The 18126-nt window shown below is 69.0% G+C and carries 13 protein-coding genes, 1 tRNA gene and 1 pseudogene; 5 read left to right on the plus strand and 10 right to left on the minus strand.

The genetic code is table 11. From position 1 onward, the window contains the following. Positions 1-12: 12 nt before the first annotated feature. The 8 genes and pseudogenes from pglW to AFR_RS29775 form a co-directional block, all read right to left on the minus strand. Complete coding sequence (gene pglW / locus AFR_RS29735; protein ID WP_023560521.1) at positions 13-4407, minus strand: BREX system serine/threonine kinase PglW; 4395 nt, start codon at positions 4405-4407, stop codon at positions 13-15. A 658-nt stretch (positions 4408-5065) separates the two neighbouring features. Further along, a tRNA-Pro gene (locus tag AFR_RS29740) sits at positions 5066-5142 on the minus strand. An 84-nt stretch (positions 5143-5226) separates the two neighbouring features. Continuing rightward, positions 5227-6615, minus strand: a complete 1389-nt coding sequence (gene der / locus AFR_RS29745; protein WP_023560522.1) for a ribosome biogenesis GTPase Der — start codon at positions 6613-6615, stop codon at positions 5227-5229. Then, positions 6612-7292, minus strand: coding sequence for a (d)CMP kinase (cmk, locus tag AFR_RS29750; protein ID WP_041841240.1), 681 nt, complete (start codon positions 7290-7292; stop codon positions 6612-6614). Before cmk ends, der begins: the two co-directional genes overlap by 4 nt. 69 nt (positions 7293-7361) lie before the next feature. Further along, complete coding sequence (locus tag AFR_RS29755) at positions 7362-8102, minus strand: pseudouridine synthase (RefSeq protein ID WP_023560524.1); 741 nt, start codon at positions 8100-8102, stop codon at positions 7362-7364. Next, positions 8089-9027 (minus strand): SMC-Scp complex subunit ScpB, encoded by a 939-nt coding sequence (scpB, locus tag AFR_RS46320; RefSeq protein WP_438829947.1) that lies wholly within the window; start codon positions 9025-9027, stop codon positions 8089-8091. The genes AFR_RS29755 and scpB overlap by 14 nt, the downstream gene beginning before the upstream one ends. A gap of 1628 nt (positions 9028-10655) precedes the next feature. After that, a pseudogene (locus tag AFR_RS29770) lies at positions 10656-11489 on the minus strand (segregation and condensation protein A); the annotation flags it as partial. 159 nt (positions 11490-11648) lie between these two features. Continuing rightward, on the minus strand, positions 11649-12344 hold the full coding sequence (locus AFR_RS29775; protein WP_023560527.1) for an APH(3') family aminoglycoside O-phosphotransferase: 696 nt from the start codon (positions 12342-12344) through the stop codon (positions 11649-11651). Between the two features lie 35 nt (positions 12345-12379). Here AFR_RS29775 and AFR_RS29780 point away from each other — a divergent pair, with 35 nt between their 5' ends. From AFR_RS29780 to AFR_RS29795, 4 genes are read left to right on the plus strand one after another with little or no spacing between them, the layout of a single operon-like run. Next, positions 12380-12985: an HAD family hydrolase gene (locus AFR_RS29780; protein WP_023560528.1), complete on the plus strand. Its 606-nt coding sequence runs from the start codon at positions 12380-12382 to the stop codon at positions 12983-12985. A 42-nt stretch (positions 12986-13027) separates the two neighbouring features. Beyond that, positions 13028-13912: a hypothetical protein gene (locus tag AFR_RS29785; RefSeq protein WP_023560529.1), complete on the plus strand. Its 885-nt coding sequence runs from the start codon at positions 13028-13030 to the stop codon at positions 13910-13912. A 55-nt stretch (positions 13913-13967) separates the two neighbouring features. Continuing rightward, a complete protein-coding gene (locus AFR_RS29790; RefSeq protein WP_023560530.1) occupies positions 13968-14753 on the plus strand; it encodes an SAM-dependent methyltransferase in 786 nt (261 codons plus the stop codon). A gap of 10 nt (positions 14754-14763) precedes the next feature. Continuing rightward, complete coding sequence (locus tag AFR_RS29795; protein ID WP_041841241.1) at positions 14764-15462, plus strand: sulfotransferase-like domain-containing protein; 699 nt, start codon at positions 14764-14766, stop codon at positions 15460-15462. A gap of 176 nt (positions 15463-15638) precedes the next feature. Here the strand turns inward: AFR_RS29795 and AFR_RS29800 are convergent, their stop codons facing one another. Both AFR_RS29800 and AFR_RS29805 read right to left on the minus strand, forming a co-directional pair. Next, on the minus strand, positions 15639-16085 hold the full coding sequence (locus AFR_RS29800; RefSeq protein WP_023560532.1) for an NUDIX hydrolase: 447 nt from the start codon (positions 16083-16085) through the stop codon (positions 15639-15641). Between the two features lie 271 nt (positions 16086-16356). After that, positions 16357-17259 (minus strand): aminotransferase class IV, encoded by a 903-nt coding sequence (locus AFR_RS29805; protein ID WP_023560533.1) that lies wholly within the window; start codon positions 17257-17259, stop codon positions 16357-16359. A 77-nt stretch (positions 17260-17336) separates the two neighbouring features. On the opposite strand from AFR_RS29805, the gene AFR_RS44115 reads away from it, so the two are divergent. Continuing rightward, positions 17337-18110, plus strand: coding sequence for an HD domain-containing protein (locus tag AFR_RS44115; protein ID WP_084298192.1), 774 nt, complete (start codon positions 17337-17339; stop codon positions 18108-18110). The last annotated feature ends 16 nt before the right edge of the window (positions 18111-18126 follow it).

Consider the following 18126-nt stretch of genomic DNA (forward strand, 5'->3'; position numbering starts at 1 on the left):
CATCCTGCCGGATCAAGCGACGGAGGCGCTACGGTGCGTGTTCTCGACCCAGGCGTCGGGTAGAGCGATCCACTCGTTGTCCCCGACCCGCACCACGGTGCCGTCCAGCTTGGGCAGCAGGTCCGGGTCGTCCATCGGGCAGAGCAGCCACACGTCGCCGTTCCCGGCGCGGGCTGCGTCCGCCAGTTCGTACAGTCGCTCCATCGCCCGGTAACGCGCCAGCACGGCCGCGTCGTGCAGCAGGATCGGGCCGCTGCCTGCCGCCAGCTGGGTCAGCAATGCGGGGGCGGCCTGCGACCATGCCTCGTCGACGTACTCACCGAGTTTGATCGCCGGGCGGGAACCGGGTTCGGCGATATCGGCGCCGAGCACGGTCTCCCACGTCGGTTTCGGGCGAGCGTCAACCAGTCCGTGCAGGTGGGACAGAAAACGGGAGGCCACGTTGACCGGCCGGGCCGAGAAACGACGGACGAGTTCCTCGCGGGCCAGGGCGTACCGCGACAACCGTACCGTCAAAGCCCGGAACCCTCCGGCCGAGGCCGCACCGGTCAGGCGTTCTTCCGCGCGCAGCGCCGACGCAAGAACCGGGGAGTCGGCGGTCCACCGGGTGGGTGGCGTGGACGCCGACGACCGACGCCGCACGATGGTCATCGACGAGGACGCGGCGGTCCGGGCCGGCGCCGCGTAGTGGTCCCGGTTCCAGATCAGCTCGAACCCGGCGTCGGTCAGCAGGCCGTCGAGGCGGGGGTGGCCGGGTAGTGGGGCGAGGTCCGGGAAACGGGCCGCGACCCGGTCGGCGATCTGCGCCGGAGTAAGGCCGCGTGGCTGGCCGGGCGGTCCGGCCGGGGGCAGCACGCCGGCCTGCGCCAGGCGCAGTGCCCGCACCGGGTCGAGGTCACGTGGGTAGATCTCCAGGCGGGCGGTCGCGGCGGCGTTCTCCGAGGCCACTGCGGCGAGCACGACCCGTCGGCGTTCGTCGATGGCGTCGGCGGCTCCGCCCGGCGCGGTTACCGCGCCGAGGGTACGCAACACCGTCGCCGGGCTAGGCAGCACCTCGTTGCCGGCCAGCCGATCGGCTGCCTTGCCGAGCGCATCGGCGTAGTCGAGCAGGGCCGGCGCGGCGGGGGTGTCGGGGGCGTCGTCCTCGGCCGCCTCCAGCGCCACCATCAGCCGATCGCCGTGGCGGCGCAGCAGTAGCCTCGGCTCGTGGGCGAGCGCGTCGATCTCGACAGCAGCGCGTACCGCGGCGAGCGCTACGGTGCGCCGCAGATCGTCGCCGGTACGCATTGACCCTCGGCTGGTGAGCAGGGCGGTGGCCAGTTCCTCGACACCCATCACCCGGCCGCCGTCGCGCAGCAGCTCGATCAGCTCGGCGCGCACACTCGACGCCACCGGCAGGTCGTTCCAGCGTTTGCGCTGTTTGCCGAGGATCTGCGCCACCCGGCCCGGGGTGACGCCCAGGGCGGTGGCGACCTGGGGCTGCTGCGGCCACGGGGTCAGGCCGGGCAGCACACCGGTGTCGTCGGGCAGGCGTAGCAGGATCCGGGTGCCCTCGACTTCGGTGGCGTTGCGGCCGTTCTTGGCCGGGATCAGCAGGGTGGCGATGGCGTCCAGGCCGACCCGGACCAGCTCGGCGTCGGCGGAGTCGCCGGTCGTCTCGGTGGCCGCCTCGGCGGCGGCGCTCCTACGGGCGTTCGGTGAGGTTGGCAGGGTTTCCCGCTCGCCGAGCCGAGCCCGCCACTCCTTGACCCGCCGCTGCAGTTCCTGGCGGGTCTTCGCGCCGAGGCCGGGCAAGTGGGCCAGCTTGTTCGCCACGGTGAGCAGGTCACCGACGGTGGTGGCATCCAGCCGGTGGGCGGCCGAGACCGCTCGGGGCGTCAGGCCAGCCGCTTCTAGCGCGGTTGCCCGGGTCGCCTTGGCCGCAGCCTCGTCGCGGGCGGCTTCGGCGCCTTCGGCATCCGGTTCCTCCTGGGGCTCCGGGTGGTCGGTGCCGACCGGTGCGCTGGCATCGGAGCGCCGGAATACCTTCTGCCAGGCGTCGCGCATGTCCTTGAGCGAGGCGAACCGGGTCCGGCTGTCGCGGTGGAGTGCGAGATGGAAAAAGTCGACTAGGCCGTCGCGGATCGCCGGGTCGAACGCCTCGGCGGCGAGGACCGGTGGTCCGTCGGAGAACTCCGGCAGGACAGAGCCGTCCTCCCAGTCCGGCAGCTCACCGGAGGCCATCTCGTGCAGAGTGACCGCCAGGGCGTACCACTCGGCGTGCTTGTCGTACACGGGACGGTTAACGCTGCCCAGGAACGGATCGAGATAGCGCGGCGTGCCCGCCGTGATCTCCTTGACCGACACGCCGGCCAGGGAGAAGTCGAACAGCACCAGCTGCCGGGTGCGGTTGGGGCGGATCCGGATCGCGATGTTGTCGGGCTTGATGTCGCGGTGGTAGACGCCCTCGCCCTCCAGATAGTCGAGAGCTCCGAACAGGTAGTCGCTGTAGGTCTCCAACTCGTCGACGGTGAGCCGGCCGTCGTCGCGGAGCTTGCGGGCCAGCGTCAAGTCACCGGCGTGTTCCAGCACCACAATGGTCCGGTCCGCGATCCGAACCGGCTCAGGCCGGGCCAGCCGGATCACCCGGGAGTCAGTCAACGGTCCGAGCACCCGTGCCTCATGGCGGAGCCGGTTGTCCTTCTCGTCGGACAGGCCGACCTTCAACACCTCGGCGCGGCCGGTCCGCTCGTTGTCGGCGAGGAAGGCCCGGCACGTCGAACCGGTACCAAGGCGTTTCCGGACGACCCACTCGCCGACCCGGTCGCCGGGGCGGGCTTCTAACGGATCCGTCGGCTCCGGCTTATCCACCGGATGCACCGAGGACGGCGCCGACGGGGCGGTCAGCTCCTCCTCAATGACCTCGATCATCTCCACGAACTCGGCGACCGTCGTCAGCCGCTGCGCCGGCACCGGGGCCGTCGCCGCCTGCACCAACTCGTCCGCGAACTCCGACACCGAGTCGGCCACCGACGCCGCCCGCAGACCGTTGTCCCGGGCGAGGCGGGCCAGCAGCTCGGGCCGCTTTGTGGCAGGCGGCTGACCGGTGAGAATCAGGTACGCCAGAGCGCCCAACCCGAAGACATCCATCGCCACCGGGTCGGGCCGGGGCGCGATCATCTCCGGCGCGAGGTAGGCCTCCGCCGACCGCTCCAGGTGCGACGCCGCGTGTGACGACAAAGCGACTGATCCACCACTGCCGTCGCTGCCGGCTGCCGAATCCGCGCCCCGGGTGGCCGCTTGCCAGTCGCTGATCTGCAACTGCGGGAACAGCCAGGCTTCCTCGTCGGTGCCGCCCCGACGTTTCCGGCCAGGGTTGACCAGAACACTGCGGGCCGATAGCGCCCGGTGATGCAGACGACGGCCGTGCGCGTACGCCACCGTTTCCGCAAGCTGGCGGATCATGGTGAGCCGGGCGGGCGCGTCCAGACGATCACCGAACTGGGCCATGTAATGGTCGAGCCGCATCGCGCGCGGGTCGTACCGGAAGATCAGCGCCGGGCCGGCCTCGTGCGATTCCATCGAGTCGGCCTGGACGATGCCGGGGTGGTTGATGCCATGCAGCACCAGCATTTCCCGCTTGGCCGCGCGCTCGATGCTGGCCCGCTCGGCCTGCACCGCGTTGCGCTCGACCAGGTAGATGCGCACCCGGCGGCGCTCCCGCTCCAGGTCCCGGTGCTTGGCAAGATGGTCCTGCCAGGTCGGGCCCACATCGAACGGGCGGGTCTCCAGCTCCCACGACCCGACCTGGTAGTGCCGGCGGCTACGGGCGATGCCGACCTCGGCCAGCAGATCGGGCAGGGCTCGGGACGTCTCGGCGGTGAGCCGCTGCCGCTCGTCCTGCGGCGGGCGTTGCAGCAGCGAACCGATCGTCGGCAGCCGGTTCGGCCGGTTGGTGCCTACCGGTTCCGGCCCGTAGACCCCGTGCAGGTGATGCTCGGAAAGCTCCACCTGCAGGCCAGGCTTCGACAGAAACACCGCCGCCTGCACAAACGGGATCCGCACCGGCATTCCCCGCCGCCTGGAGGCAGCCACCTGCAGCAGCGACTTGAGCCTCTTCGCCTTGGCATCGGCCAGGTGCAACGGGTTGTCGAACGTGCGCGTAGTGCTGGGACCGTGCTGGATCCAGTTGGAGCCGCTGGAGACCAGCCGCCCGTTCAAGCTCTTGATCTCGATGAGGTAGAGGCCGCTCGGCGCTGCGACCAGCAGATCCACCTCGTACGGGTGACCGGTCTGCGCGGTGAACGTGAAGTTCGACCAGGCCCGGTACGGCTCGGTGTCCGGCAGTAGCTGCTGTACGTACGCCAGCGCCTCGCGCTCATGGGCAAACTGCGACGGCGTGATCGTGGTCCACCGGCCCTCCTGCATGACAGGGATCCTATTGGTGGCAGGCTCCATGCATGCGGACGGTGCGGTGGCAAGCGGGGAGATCCTCTACTTCTGCTACCCGTCCAAGGCCGACGCCCTCAATCTACCGATGCAAGTGTTCGGCTCCGACGGCCCGAGAGGCCGAGTTGTCGGCCGTTCATTTCATCGCCAGCTGATCATCGCACTGACGCCCTCGCAGGAGAGAAAGCACGTCTGCCTGCGTACGATTACCACGAAGGCAAGGGCCGCGCGCACTGATCCCGCTCCGTCAATTTTGCCGGAGACGACACCACGCCCACCTGCCGCGCAGGGGCAGAGTGCGGCGGAGACTATCGAGAGGCCGCGCAGGGCGTACTTGATGAGGCGTAAACCCGCGCCCCGTCCCCGAATGGGTCAGCCGGCACTTAACGGCAGCTGGGTCAGGGAGCGCACCTGCGAATCTGTCAAGTGCCGCTTGCGCGAAGCGAAGTATCGGACATAAGTCCAGGTGCCTAGAACCTATGCCCGTTTCACGGCTTTCTATATGACCACGAGAAACCGTGACTGTGGCCACGGCCGTGACCACAAGATCCACTAGAGCGATCGTGGCCGAACGACGTGCATCCATGAAAAAAGCCGCTGACCAGGACTTTCATCCTCATCAGCGGCTTCAAAACACTGGTCGGGCTGACAGGATTTGAACCTGCGACCCCTTGACCCCCAGTCAAGTGCGCTACCAAGCTGCGCTACAGCCCGATGCCACGCCCCGGAACCCCAGTGCGCGGCAACAACCAAACCTTACCCCAGTCGCTCAAGCGACTTCACACCGGCATGCCGACCTCAGCCGTGGGCTTTACCGCGGCCACCCGGGCCGAGCTTCTTGCGGGGGCGGACCGACACTTCGATCGGGCTGCCCTCGAAGCCGAACTCCTCGCGGAGCTTGCGCTCAATGAACCGCTGATAGCCGGCGTCCAGCGGCCCGGTGGTGAAGAGCACGAACCGCGGCGGCGCCACCCCAGCCTGCGTCGCGAACATGATCCGCGGCGCCCGCCCACCCCGCACCGGGTGCGGCGTGGCCTGAGTCAACGCCGTCAGCCACTGGTTCAGAGCACCCGTCGGGATGCGCTTCTCCCACGACGCCAGCGCCTTACGCAGAGCCGGCGCCAGCTTGTCGACGGCACGGCCTGTCTTGGCCGAGATGTTGACCCGTAGCGCCCAGGGGATGCGCTTGAGTTCGCGGTCGATCTCCTTGTCGAGGTAGATCCGCCGGTCCTCGTCGACCAGGTCCCACTTGTTGAAGGCGATCACCAGCGCACGCCCGGCCTCGACCACCGACGTGAGCACCCGCTGGTCCTGCTCACTGATGACCTCGGAGGAGTCCAGCAGCACGACACCGACCTCAGCTGCCTCAACGGCGCCGGCGGTGCGGAGAGACGCGTAGTACTCCGTGCCCGACGCGTGGCTCACCCGCTTGCGCAGACCGGCGGTGTCGACGAACTGCCAGACCTCGCCGTCCATCTCGACCAGGCTGTCGACCGGGTCGACCGTGGTGCCGGCCACCGAGTCCACCACGGCGCGCTCTTCGCGGGCCAGGCGGTTCAGCAGCGACGACTTTCCCACGTTCGGGCGACCCACCAGCGCCACCCGGCGCGGACCGCGAGGGCCGTCCTCGATGATGCCCGGCGCGGGCGGCATGGCTGCCAGGATCTTGTCGAGCAGGTCGCCGGCGTTGCGGCCGTGAAGGGCGGAGAGCGGGAACGGCTCCCCCAGGCCCAGGCCCCAGAGCGACACCGTCTCGTTCTCGATGTTCTGGTTGTCGGCCTTGTTGGCCACCAGGATCACCGGCTTGCTGCTGCGGCGCAGCATCCGCACGGCCTTCTCGTCCACGTCCGTGGCGCCGACCATGGCGTCGACGACGAAGATGACCACGTCGGCGGTCTGCACGGCGATCTCGGCCTGCGCGGCGATGGCGGCGGCGCGGTCCTTGGCGTCGGGCTCCCAGCCGCCGGTGTCGACCACCGTGAAGCGGCGACCGCTCCACTGGGCGTCGTACGGGACGCGGTCGCGCGTGACGCCGGGTTTGTCTTCGACGACCGCTTGGCGGCGGCCGATGATGCGGTTGACCAGCGTCGACTTGCCCACGTTGGGGCGGCCGACGACGGCGACCACGGGAACGGGACCCTCGGGGGAGATTTCCTCCGGGGCGTCCACCAGGTACTCGGAACTCACGGACTCACCTTGCTGTTCAACATGCTCAAGAGCTGCGTGACGACCTCGTCGATGCCCATACCCGTCGTGTCGAGGGTGGTGGCGTCGGAGGCCTGGCGCAGAGGGTCGGCCGCGCGGCTCGAGTCGAGCTGGTCGCGGCGGGCGAGGTCTGCCTCGGTGGCGACCACGTCGGTGGCGTCCTCGGCGCTGCGGCGCTGGGCGCGCGCGGCGGCGGACGCGGTCAGGTAGACCTTGAGGTCGGCGTTGGGCGCGACGACCGAGGCGATGTCGCGGCCTTCGACGACGATGCGCGGAGCGCCCGAGATGATGTCCTGCTGGAACTGCACCAGCATGGCGCGTACCTGCGGAATCGCGGCGACGGCCGAGACCGCGCCGGTGACCTCGGGGCCGCGGATGGCCGCGTCGACGTCGACACCGTTGGCCTCGAAGTGCGGGGCCTGGGGGTCGGTCCCGATCGACAGGTCGGTCTCCATCGCGATCTTCACGACGGTGTCGACGTCGCTGAGATCAGCACCGGACTGCAGGACCGCCCAGGTGATCGCGCGGTACATCGCGCCGGTGTCGAGGTAGATGCCGTCGATCGCGGTGGCGAGTCGCCGGGAGACGGTGGATTTGCCCGACCCCGAAGGACCGTCGACGGCCACCACACACCGCTCGGGCCGCACTGCTTCCGCCACCGTTACCTCCTTGAAGACCGAACCTGAAACCGAAGAACAGACCTACCTATTGTGCCGGGCGGGTGAAGCTCAGTCGCCGACGGCCTTGAACAGGGCGCCGACCTCGGCGTTGGACAGCCGGCGGAAGCCACCGGGGCGCATGTCGCCGAGCCGGATCGGGCCGACCGCGGTGCGGATGAGGCGCGAGACCGGGTGACCGACCTCGTCCATCATCCGCCGCACGATGTGCTTGCGGCCCTCGTGCAGGACCAGCTCGATCTGTGCGGTCTTGCCGATGGCGTCGATGAGCTTGAACGCGTCGACCTTGGCCGGGCCGTCCTCGAGCTCGATGCCGCCCAGCAGCCGCCGGCCGACGTTGCGCGGCAGCGGGCCGGCGACCTCGGCCAGGTAGGTCTTGGCGATGCCGTACGACGGGTGCATCAGCTTGTGGGCGAGCGCACCGTCGTTGGTCAGCAGCAGCAGGCCCTCACTGTCGGCGTCGAGCCGGCCGACGTGGAAGATGCGCTGCTCGAACGTGCCGAGGAAGTCGGCCAGCTCGGTGCGGCCCTTCTCGTCGTCCATGGTCGAGACGACACCGCGCGGCTTGTTCATCGCGAGGTAGACCAGCTTGGTGTCGGTGACGATCCGCGACCCGTCGACGTGGATCTCGGCGGTGGCGGGGTCGACCTTGTCGCCCAGCTTGGCGACCTTGCCGTTCACGGTCACGCGGCCACGGAAGATCAGGTCTTCGCAGCCGCGGCGGGATCCGACTCCGGCGGTTGCGAGGATCTTCTGCAGCCGTATGGAGGTATCCTGATCAGCCTGAGGCATCGAGCACTTCTTCCACGTCGTCGGGTAGGAACGGGGCCAGCGGAGGGAGCTGGTCGACCGAGTTGAGGCCGAGCTTCTCCAGGAACAGCGCCGTGGTGCGGTACAGGAATGCCCCGGTCTCGCCCTCAGTGCCGCATTCCTCGATGAGGCCGCGAGTGTTAAGCGTACGCATGACGCCATCGCAGTTCACACCGCGGATGGCCGAGATGCGTGACCTCGTCACAGGCTGTTTGTATGCGACTACAGCGAGCGTTTCCAGAGCGGCCTGCGTAAGCCGCACAGACTGCCCGTCCAGTACAAACCGCTCCACATACGGCGCATATTCCGGCCTGGTGTAGAGACGCCAGCCACCCGCAGCCCGCCGCAGGTCAAACCCGTGCCCCGCCGCCGTGTAACGCGCCGAGATGTCCTCCAGCATGACCCCGACCCGCTCGGTCGGCTGCTCCATGATCTGCGCGAGCTGCATCTCGGCCACCGGCTCATCCACCACAAGCAAGATCGCCTCGAGAGCCGCCCGCAACTCCTCGTCCGCGATCGGCTCCGGCTCGGGCTTTACTTCCGCTTCCTCTTCCGTACGGGTCGAGGTCGCCTCAGAAGCAGCACGGGCGCCCTTACTTCGCCTCCCCTGCGCAGGAATCCCCGAACTCGGCCGCGCTCCAGCGACGGCTTCCCCCCGGGCGACCGCCGCGTCAACATCAGCAGCCCCGATGGCCGCAGCAGCCTCAGCACTCAGCTCGCCGACGTCATCAGTGCCCGGCAACGCGGTGGTCAGCGACGCGGCCGGGCCGTCGCCGTCCTCGGGCTCGTCTGCTTCCGGACCGGGGACCTCTTCGGTGAACGGCAGGTCCACCTCGTCGTCATCAGCGACATCGTCATCAGCAGCGGCGTCGAACACGTCCCCGGCATCGTCGCCGTCCTCGGGCAGCGGCGCGTCGACCACGGGCGCCGAACCGATCTCGTTCTCGGCAGCTTCCTCGATCGCCCCGGGGATCGCCACCTCGGGCCCGACACCGACGTCGGTCGGGTCGAGTTCCTCCTCACCGGGCACCTCGGTCGGCGCATCGACGGTCGGCGAGCCACCGGTCTCCTCGGGGAACGGCGGCAACTCGGCCGGCGCCGGGTTCGGTCCCTCGAAAGCGGGATCGAAGTCGTCGTCGTCATCCGAAAGATTGGCCTCGGAGCGCGCCTCGTCGTCGCTCTCCCCCGCGGCAGCCCGCTGCTCGGCGGCGTAGTTCTGGTCGGGCGGGCGCTGCGTCCGCTCCCAGGGCGGCACCCAGGAAGCCGCCTGCGCGGCCAGGGACTCGGGACGCTCGTCGCTCATCGCTGTTCCTCGTCGCTCGAAGCTGTGATCGCGTTTTCCTGCCCGTGCCCATCAGGGCCAAACTCATCGCCACCGATGCCCCCGGCCTCAGCCCCGTGAGGCGCCTCAGCATCGGCGCGGCCGCTGTCAGTGCCGCCACCCACGGCCGTTTCACCGTCGGTGCTGGTCTCGCGAACATCATCGGCACCGACCGCATCGGTGAGGACAGCGTCCGCAACTGCGTCAGCCTCAGGGCCCGACATCAATGAAGTTGGGTCTGTACCGGCCGCGTCGGTGGGGGCAACGTCCGCAACCGCGTCAGCCTCGGGCACCTCAGGCCCCGACATCAATGAAGTTGGGCCCGTTCCGGCCGCGTCGGTGAGAGCAACCGCGTCACCCTCGGCCGCTTCAAGCCCCGACATCAATGAAGTTGGGCCTGCACCGGCCGCATCAGTGAGGACAGCATCCGGCACCGAGCCGACGTCGGAGGCGCCAGCAAGATCGGCTCCGGGGTCGGTGGAATCGGCGGCGGGGGCACGGTCGGGGTCACCGAAGGACGGCTCTACGACGGTGATGCCGTCGGCGGGTGTCCCTGCTGGTGAGGCCGTGTCCGGGAAGCCAGTGTCCGGCTCGTGGAGATCGAGCAGCTCGGCGCGGGCTTCGAGCTCGTCGACGGCCGCCGCGAGCACGTCGCGCTCCACCGCGGGGCGCTCCTCGTAGACCTCGGCCGGGTCGTCGGCATCGAGGTCGGTGATGCCGGGCTCGGCGAGGTCGGCGTCAAGGTCATCGACGTCCGCGTCGAGATCCGTCAGAGCCGGCGTGGCCTCAGCAAGATCGCTCACGTCGGAACCCGCCTCGGTCTCGAGGGCCCGAAGCTCGGCATCGAGATCAACGCCGCCAGACACGGCCAAGCCTCTCGCCGTCGGCGCCGACTCAAGGTCGTCCGAATCCGAATCCGAATCCGAATCCGGGTCCGCCGGCTCGCCCGCCTCACCCCGGTCCCGGTCCTCGAATTCGATGATCGGCTTGATCTCGAAGTCGTCGAGGTCAGCGTCGTCATCAACCTCGTCGTCTTCGTCGAAAGCGGCGCCGGGGCGACGCTCGTCGCCCTGGTCTCGGTCCTCGAACTCCACGATCGGCTTGACCTCGAAGCCGTCGAGGTCAGCGTCGTCGTCGACCTCTTCTTCCTCCTCGAGGACCGCGCCCGGGCGGCGCTCGTCGTCCGGGTCGACGGGCAGGTCGTCGAGGTCCATGGCCGCGGTGTCAGGTTCGGCGGGGGTGCCCTCGTAGTCGTCGATGTCGAGGTCGCCTTCGACGTGGTCGCCGCCGATCCAGCGGACCGTCATCTCCTCGAGGGAGACCGGCTGCTCGAAGTCGACCAGGCCTTCGCGGTAGAGCTCCAGCAGCGCCAGGAAGCGGGCCACCACTTCGAGGGTGTTCTCGCAGTCGGCGATCAGCAGGCTGAACGTGGCGCTGCCCGCGCGGCGCAGGCGGTCGCGGATCAGGGTGGCGTGTTCGCGGACGCTGACGCGTACCTGATGGATGTGGGCGATGGAGACCTCGGGCGGACCCGGTTTGGGGAGGAACTGCTTGAGCGCCAGCTTGAGGAGGCGTTCGGCGCCGATGCCCAGGACCAGGTCGGGCAGGGCTTCGGCGTACCGGGGCTCGAGGGAGACCGCGCGCGGCCAGCGGCGGGTGCCGATCCCCTCGAGGTCCGCGATGACGGCTGCGGCTTCTTTGTAGGCCTTGTATTGCAGGAGGCGGGCGAAGAGCAGGTCGCGGGCTTCGAGCAGGGCGAGGTCTTCCTCGTCCTCGACCTCGGCGGCGGGCAGCAGCCGGGCGGCCTTGAGGTCCAGCAGGGTGGCCGCGACCAGGAGGAACTCGCTGGTCTCGCCGAGGTCCCAGTCGTCGCCCATGGCCCGGATGTAGGCGATGAAGTCGTCGGTGACCTGGTGCAGGGCGATCTCGGTGACGTCGAGCTTGTGCTTGCCGATCAGCTGAAGGAGCAGGTCGAACGGGCCGGTGAAGTTGGTCAGCCGGACCGTGAACTTGCCGGAGTCGACCTCGGGGACCGCGGCGTCGGGCATCTCGACGTCGGCGGGCACGGCAGGGACAGGCTGATCAGGCACGTGATGACGGTAGTCCACGGGTCCGACAAGCTGTTCCTGGCTCACTGCCTTACCCCCGCACGCTCAAGAACAACTCCCCCCAAGGTCAACGCTGCGGAGATCATCCGGTAACTCGGGCTAGAAAAATTCGTCCAGCAGCCGGTAGAAGTCGTTCTTGGCGGGGTCCGGCGCGATGCCGTAGCGGGTCAGGAAGCGATCGGCCGCCCACGGTCCGTAGCCGGGATTGAGGCCGGGGTCGGACAGCGACCGGGTCATCAGCGCGAGGTCGGTCCAGCGGTCCGCGACACCGAGCCGGCCCACGTCGATCAGGCCGGTGACCTGGGAGCCCTCACGGTCGAGCACCACATTGGGCAGGCAGAGATCACCATGACAGACGACCAGATCTTCCTGTACGGGACGAGTCGCGTGCAGTTGTGCCACCAGCTCGTCACGGGTCCAGCCGGCGCGTTCGTCGTCCAGGTCGTCGAGGTCGACGTCAGCAGCGAGCGCCGCGGGGATCGTCACGGCGAGCCGGCGGTCGAAGGGACAGTCCGCGATCGGCAGCGCGTGCAGCACCCGGGTGAAGTCAGCGAGCGCGTCGACCACACCGTGGCGGTAGTCGGAGGCGGGCAGGCCGGGGACCTCGGCCGTTTCGAGCAGGCCGGGTGCGCTGGACAGGACCTGCGCCGCCGGGATGCCGTGGGCGCGCAGCCAGGTCAGCCGGGCGGCCTCACCGGGCAGGTCGTCGCGCGGATCATTGGAGGTCTTGCGGTAGACGCCGTCACGCCGGCTGACCGTCGCACCCGACTGGCCCGTCGTCACGATCTCCCACATCGGGTCAGGATCGCACGGCTCACTATCCTGCTGGGGTGATCCTGCCTCTGCCTCCGGGTGACTTCCAGGCGTACCTGTTCGACTGCGACGGCACGATCGCCGACTCGATGCCGCTGCACCACGTCGCGTGGCGGCAGGCGCTCGAGCCCTGGGGTGCCGTTTTTCCCGAGGACCTCTTCTATGCCTGGGGCGGGCGCACGGTGGCCGACATCATCGCCGATCTCAACGCCCAGCAGGGTCTGGCGATGCCTGTGGCCAAGGTCGCCGAGCAGCGCGAACGCATCTTCCGGGCCCTGTTGCCGCAGATCAGCGCGGTGCCGGGCGTGCTCGAGCACATCGTCGACGCTGCTGGCCGCGTACCGTGTGCGGTCGTCTCGGGGAGCACGCGGGAGTCGGTGACCGCCTCGCTGGACGCCCTCGGGTTGCGGGAGAAGTTTGAGTTTCTGGTCTGTGCGGGCGATTATGTGCGGCCCAAGCCGGATCCGGAGGCGTTCCTGACCGCGGCCGCGCTCCTCGGAGTCGCGCCCGCGGACTGTGTGGTCTTCGAGGACACCGACCTGGGCATCCAGGCCGCCACCGCCGCCGGCATGGCTTCGGTACGCGTCCCACCACCGTCGCAACGATTTGTTGTGGCGCCCTGACTATCGGTGACATCATGACGAGATCGGCCCGGGGAGGTGGATATGTCACAGTCGACGGTCCACGCCCGCGTCCGGGTCCGCAACCCGGCCGAGTTCCTCGATCTCGACCGGGTGCTCGGCGCCCGGCTGGTCCGCGCCGACGACCTGCCGATCGATGAGCCGCACACCGTCTACTGCCTGGAGTCGCAGCGTGACGGTGTCTGCTGCACCGCCGAGGAGTGGCAGCGGTGGACCGACGCCGGGGCGCGCTGCCTCGACGAGATCTCCGCGGCCTATGTTGCGCTGCTGCGCGACCATGGCTCCCCCGACGCGCAGATCGATCTGAAGACCGGGTCCACCTCGCTGACCTGGGCCCGTCAGCCGGCCCAATGGCCGGGCCGGGCGGGCCGGCTGGCCCGGCGTTCCCGTGAGGCCCAGCAGCGTTTCCTGGCCCGGGTCCGGGCCGCGGACGCCACCTATGATCCGGTACGCACGGAGATCGAGCGCCGCCTGGCCGAGCACCAGTCGGAGCAGCGTGCTTTGCGGGCCCGGCTGGAACGTGAGGCCGAGCAGCGCCGGGTGCGGCAGGAACTGCGCGCGTCCGTGATCAAAGAGGTAGCTCAGCAGCGGGTGTGGCTCTACGCGCCCGGTGACGACGACGGGCCGGTGGTCTGGGTCTGGCGGCGCGACGTCACCCCTGATCCGGCGGCGCCGGTGGCGGCGCACAGTGCGGCGCAGGACGCGTACCAGCTGGAGAAGACCTTGTTGAGGTTGCATCGCACGCCGGGGCGGCGGATTCTTTGGGATGCGGCGGCCAGGGCCGCGGTGGAGCGTGAGTGCGCCGAGCGCGAGTCGACGCTGACCTTCACCGACTGGTGGGCGGCGCTGACCGGTTCGGGCTGGCGACAGGTGAGCGCGCCCCGCGTGCCGGCGAGCGGATCTTTCTGAAGCGAATTGCTGTCGGGTGTGGACAGTGTCACGGCGCGGAGGTCCAGAATGGGCCATGACTTACCCGGACGAGGCCCGATCGGCCCATCTGCAGCCCGAGGTGCCGCACGCGGCGCGGATCTGGAACCACTGGATGGGCGGCACGGACAACTTCGCCGCCGACCGCGCGGCCGGGGACGCCGTCGCGCAGGTCTATCCCGAGATCGTCGACATGGCGCGCGAGTCGCGGCGCTTTCTCATCCGGGTCGTGCAGCATCTGACCGCCGAGGCCGGGATCAGGCAGTTCCTCGACATCGGTACGGGTCTGCCGACGATGCAGAACACCCACGAGGTGGCGCAGGCGCTCGCGCCTGAGTCCCGCATCGTCTACGTCGACGCCGACCCGATGGTGCTGGCCCACGCGCAGTCGCTGCCGGCGGGTACGGCCACGACGTACGTGCAGGCCGACTATCACTCGCCGCAGACGATTCTCGACGAAGCGGCGAAGATCCTCGACTTCAGCAAGCCGGTCGCGGTGATGTACATGGGCGTGATGGGCTACGAGCCCGATCTGGACGTGGTGCGCTCGCTGGTCGGGCACACGATGGCGGCCACCGTGCCGGGCAGCGCGCTGGTGCTGTGGGACGGCACCAACACCACACCCGCGGTGGTCGAGGGGGCCAAGCGGCTGGCTGAGATGGGTGGTGTTCCGTACATCCTGCGCAGCCCGGACGAGCTGGCCAGCGTCTTCGCGGGCCTGACGATGGTCGAGCCCGGGCTCGAGCAGATCACCCGGTGGCGCGCGGAGGAACCCAACCCCGAGCGCATCGACGCATACGGCGCGGTGGCCCGCAAGGTGTGATCATGAGGCGATGACAACACGGGTGGCGATGTGGTCCGGCCCGCGCAACATCTCGACCGCGATGATGCGCAGTTTCGGCTCGCGCGCGGACACGGTCGTGGTGGACGAGCCGTTCTACGCGCACTATCTGGCGGTGACCGGGCTTGATCACCCGGGCCGCGACGCGGTGCTGGCCAGTCAGCCCAACCGCTGGCAAGACGTCGCCGCCTCGCTGACCGGGCCGGTGTCCGGCGATGTTTTCTATCAGAAGCACATGGCGCATCACCTGCTGCCGGAGATGGGCCGGTCGTGGCTCGGCTCGCTCACCCAGGCGTACCTGATCCGGGACCCGGCGCATGTGGTCGCCTCGTACGCCCGGGTCCGCGGTGAGCCCACCCTGGAGGACCTCGGTTACCCGCAGCAGGTGGAGATCTTCCGTGCGTACGGCGGGCCGGTGGTCGACGCGGCTGACGTGCTGCGTGATCCAGCGGGGGTGCTGGGGCGGCTGTGTGCGGCGCTGGGGATCGGCTTCGACCCGGCCATGCTGCACTGGGCGGCCGGGCCGCGCGCCACTGACGGGGTGTGGGCGCCGCACTGGTACGCCACGGTTGAGGCGTCGACGGGTTTCGCGCCGTACAACCCGGCACCGCCTGTGGTGCCTGCGCGGCTGCGGCCGCTGGTTGAAGCCGCGCAGCCGTACTACGACGAGCTGGCTGCGCACCGGCTGTAGCTCGCAGCCGCACGGGCTCGACCTCAGCAGGAGGCGCCCATCCTGATGAAAGCCGAATATCCCGATGGCGCAATCCGGATGGATGACTCCGGCAAGTGCATACCTCAGGCAGGTTTTTGCCTTGGCCGCAGTTTCGATAACGCCTGACCGGCCTGATGATCTTGCGGTCGTTCAGGTCAAACACGAACCGACAGCAGGGCCTCAGCATTGCGGACAACGAAGTCCTTCAACTCCTTCGGCTTCAGATCCACCCGCTCGACCTCATCGAGAGAAATTCGCTCAAGGTCGTAGCCGCCTCGAGACGCATCGGTGAATTCCTCGCCGGTGCGTGCTTCCTCGTCCAGACTGACCAGCCGGCACCAGAAGAAGTGCTGAACCGCGAGACCTTCCGGTGTCGACGAGCTGTGCAAAAACACCTGCTCGAGATCATCTGCGACTGCGCCGAGCTCCTCGCGAAGCTCGCGTGCCAAGGTGTCCTGCAATGTCGCGTCACCTGGCTCGACGCCACCGCCCGGAACCGTCCAATACGGGGCGAGGCCAGGCCTGGTCCTCCGGATCAGCAGAAGGCGTCCGGTGTCGTCGGTGAGCAGCCCTCGAACCGATCGACGGATCACCTTGCGCATCTGAATCCCTTCCTGAAGCTCCCGACACACTCTAACCTCGGTCACCTATCGATAATTGATCTTAGTGCTGTTGTTACTATCGACGGTGTATTGCTGGTGGACATGGTGGAAATCCAGCCTGTGGCCGAACTTCCCGATCTGTCGCCGGAACGGGTTTGCGCTTGAATTGCGGCGCAGAGCAAGCAAGGCTGCAACCTCTCCGCGACGGGAGCCGACATCTGGCGGACCGCTTCCGTAAAACGGCGGCACCGACGTCTCGTTTACGTTTCCGTCAGCTGAGCACTTGGGTGCCATGGGTGCGGGCATGCTGCTGGTAGAGCGCGGCGATCCTCGCGGTAAGCTCGCCGGTCTGACCGGAGCCGATCGTGCGGCCGTCGATGCGGGTGACGCCGGCGATCTCGCCCATCGTGCCCGTGCAGAACACCTCGTCGGCTGAGTACATCTCGGCGAGGGACATGTCGCGGACCTCCGCTGCGATCCCGGCTGCTTCTGCCAGTTCGAGGACGGTCTGGCGGGTGATGCCTTCCGGGCAGGCGGCCGTGGTCGGGGTGACCAGCGCACCGTTGATCACCGCGAAGAGGTGGGTCGCGTTGGTCTCGGCGACAAACCCCCGACCGTCGAGCATGAGCGCGTCGTCGGCGCCGGCGACGGTCGCCTCGATCTTGGCGAGGATCGAGTTGAGCAGGTTCGCGTGGTGAATCTTGGGGTCCAGCACGTCGGGTCCGGGTCGCCGCACACTCGCGGTGATCAGGCTCAGGCCGCTGGTGTCGTACACGGGGGCTTTGTGCTCGGCCAGGACGATCAGGGTGGGGCCGGCCTGGTTGAGCCGCGGGTCCATCCCGCTGGTGACCTTCACGCCGCGGGTGAGTGTCAGCCGGATGTGCACCCCGTCGACCATGTTGTTGGCCTGCAGCGTGGCTACGACCGCGGCGATGATCTCGTCGTCGGTCGGGATGTCGGCGAAGTTCAAGGCGGTGGCGGAGCGCCGCAGGCGGGCCAGGTGCGCCTCGAGGCCGAAGATCGACCCCTGGTAGACCCGCAGGCCCTCCCAGACCGCGTCCCCGCCCTGCACGGCCGAGTCGAACGGCGAGATCCCGGGCTCGTCACGGTGCCGAAGCACCCCGTTGACCCAGTACTTGATCCCGGCATTGCGCTCGTCATAACTCTGCAGCATCGCGTCGCCTCCCGGAGTTGATCATATGCGGCATTCACTCACTCTGCGTCGTGTGCACGGCTCCCTACAGTGGAGAGATGAGTGCCGCGATGGGTTCTCTGGTCCGTGTCCTCAGCGACACCGAACGCCATCAGGACATCCCGCTGGTCTGGAACGCCTACGAGGTCGCCGAGCGCGCCCATCGGGGGCAGCGCCGCGTCAACGGCGACCGGTACATCAGTCACCCGATCGAGGTGGCCACGATCGTCGCCCGGCACGGCGGGACGGTCCCCGCCGTCTGCGCCGCGCTGCTGCACGATGTCATCGAGGACACGCCGTTCACTGCCGCGCAACTGCGCCATGAGTTCGGGCCGGACATCGCCGCGCTGGTCGAGGCGCTGACCGACCAGGTGGTTCGCGAGGATGAGACCGCTGCGCCGGAGCTGACGCTGGTCACCATCGCGGACCGGCTGCACAATATGCGCACGCTGCGGCGCAAGCCTGCGGCCAGCCGGCAGCGGGCCTCGCTCGACACCCTGGTGTTCCACGTGCCGCTGGCCCAGCGCCTCGACGAGCCGGCCCTGGCCACCGAACTGGCCGACCTGGCCTGCGCGACGCTGGACGCCCTGACCTGCGACAGTGCCGAGACGCGGCGCCTGCGCGTGCTGGCCGCGATGCGCAGGGCGGATCCACGGCTGGCCTCCGAGGTGGCTGCGGCGCTGGGGGCGGGGGCTGCGGTGGGCGTACCGGAATGGGCTCTGGCCGGTGGGAGCGCCGGTCTGCTGGCGCTGGTGACCGCGGCGGTCTTCGGCCGCGATCCGCGGGCCGCCCGGCGTCTGGCCGAAATCCTCGCGGTCTGGCGCAGGAACTGACTTCGGTCCACGTGCC

Source organism: Amorphoplanes friuliensis DSM 7358, assembly GCF_000494755.1.
GTDB classification, from domain to species: Bacteria; Actinomycetota; Actinomycetes; order Mycobacteriales; family Micromonosporaceae; genus Actinoplanes; species Actinoplanes friuliensis.

Coding starts and splice junctions, on each gene's coding strand:
- AFR_RS29790 (WP_023560530.1), top strand. CDS start 13,968: ATGACTTACCCGGACGAGGCCCGATCGGCCCATCTGCAGCCCGAGGTG.
- AFR_RS29795 (WP_041841241.1), top strand. CDS start 14,764: ATGACAACACGGGTGGCGATGTGGTCCGGCCCGCGCAACATCTCGACC.
- AFR_RS29775 (WP_023560527.1), bottom strand. CDS start 12,344: ATGTGGGAGATCGTGACGACGGGCCAGTCGGGTGCGACGGTCAGCCGG.
- AFR_RS29800 (WP_023560532.1), bottom strand. CDS start 16,085: ATGCGCAAGGTGATCCGTCGATCGGTTCGAGGGCTGCTCACCGACGAC.
- AFR_RS29805 (WP_023560533.1), bottom strand. CDS start 17,259: ATGCTGCAGAGTTATGACGAGCGCAATGCCGGGATCAAGTACTGGGTC.
- AFR_RS44115 (WP_084298192.1), top strand. CDS start 17,337: ATGAGTGCCGCGATGGGTTCTCTGGTCCGTGTCCTCAGCGACACCGAA.
- AFR_RS29785 (WP_023560529.1), top strand. CDS start 13,028: ATGTCACAGTCGACGGTCCACGCCCGCGTCCGGGTCCGCAACCCGGCC.
- AFR_RS29755 (WP_023560524.1), bottom strand. CDS start 8,102: ATGCCTCAGGCTGATCAGGATACCTCCATACGGCTGCAGAAGATCCTC.
- pglW (WP_023560521.1), bottom strand. CDS start 4,407: ATGCAGGAGGGCCGGTGGACCACGATCACGCCGTCGCAGTTTGCCCAT.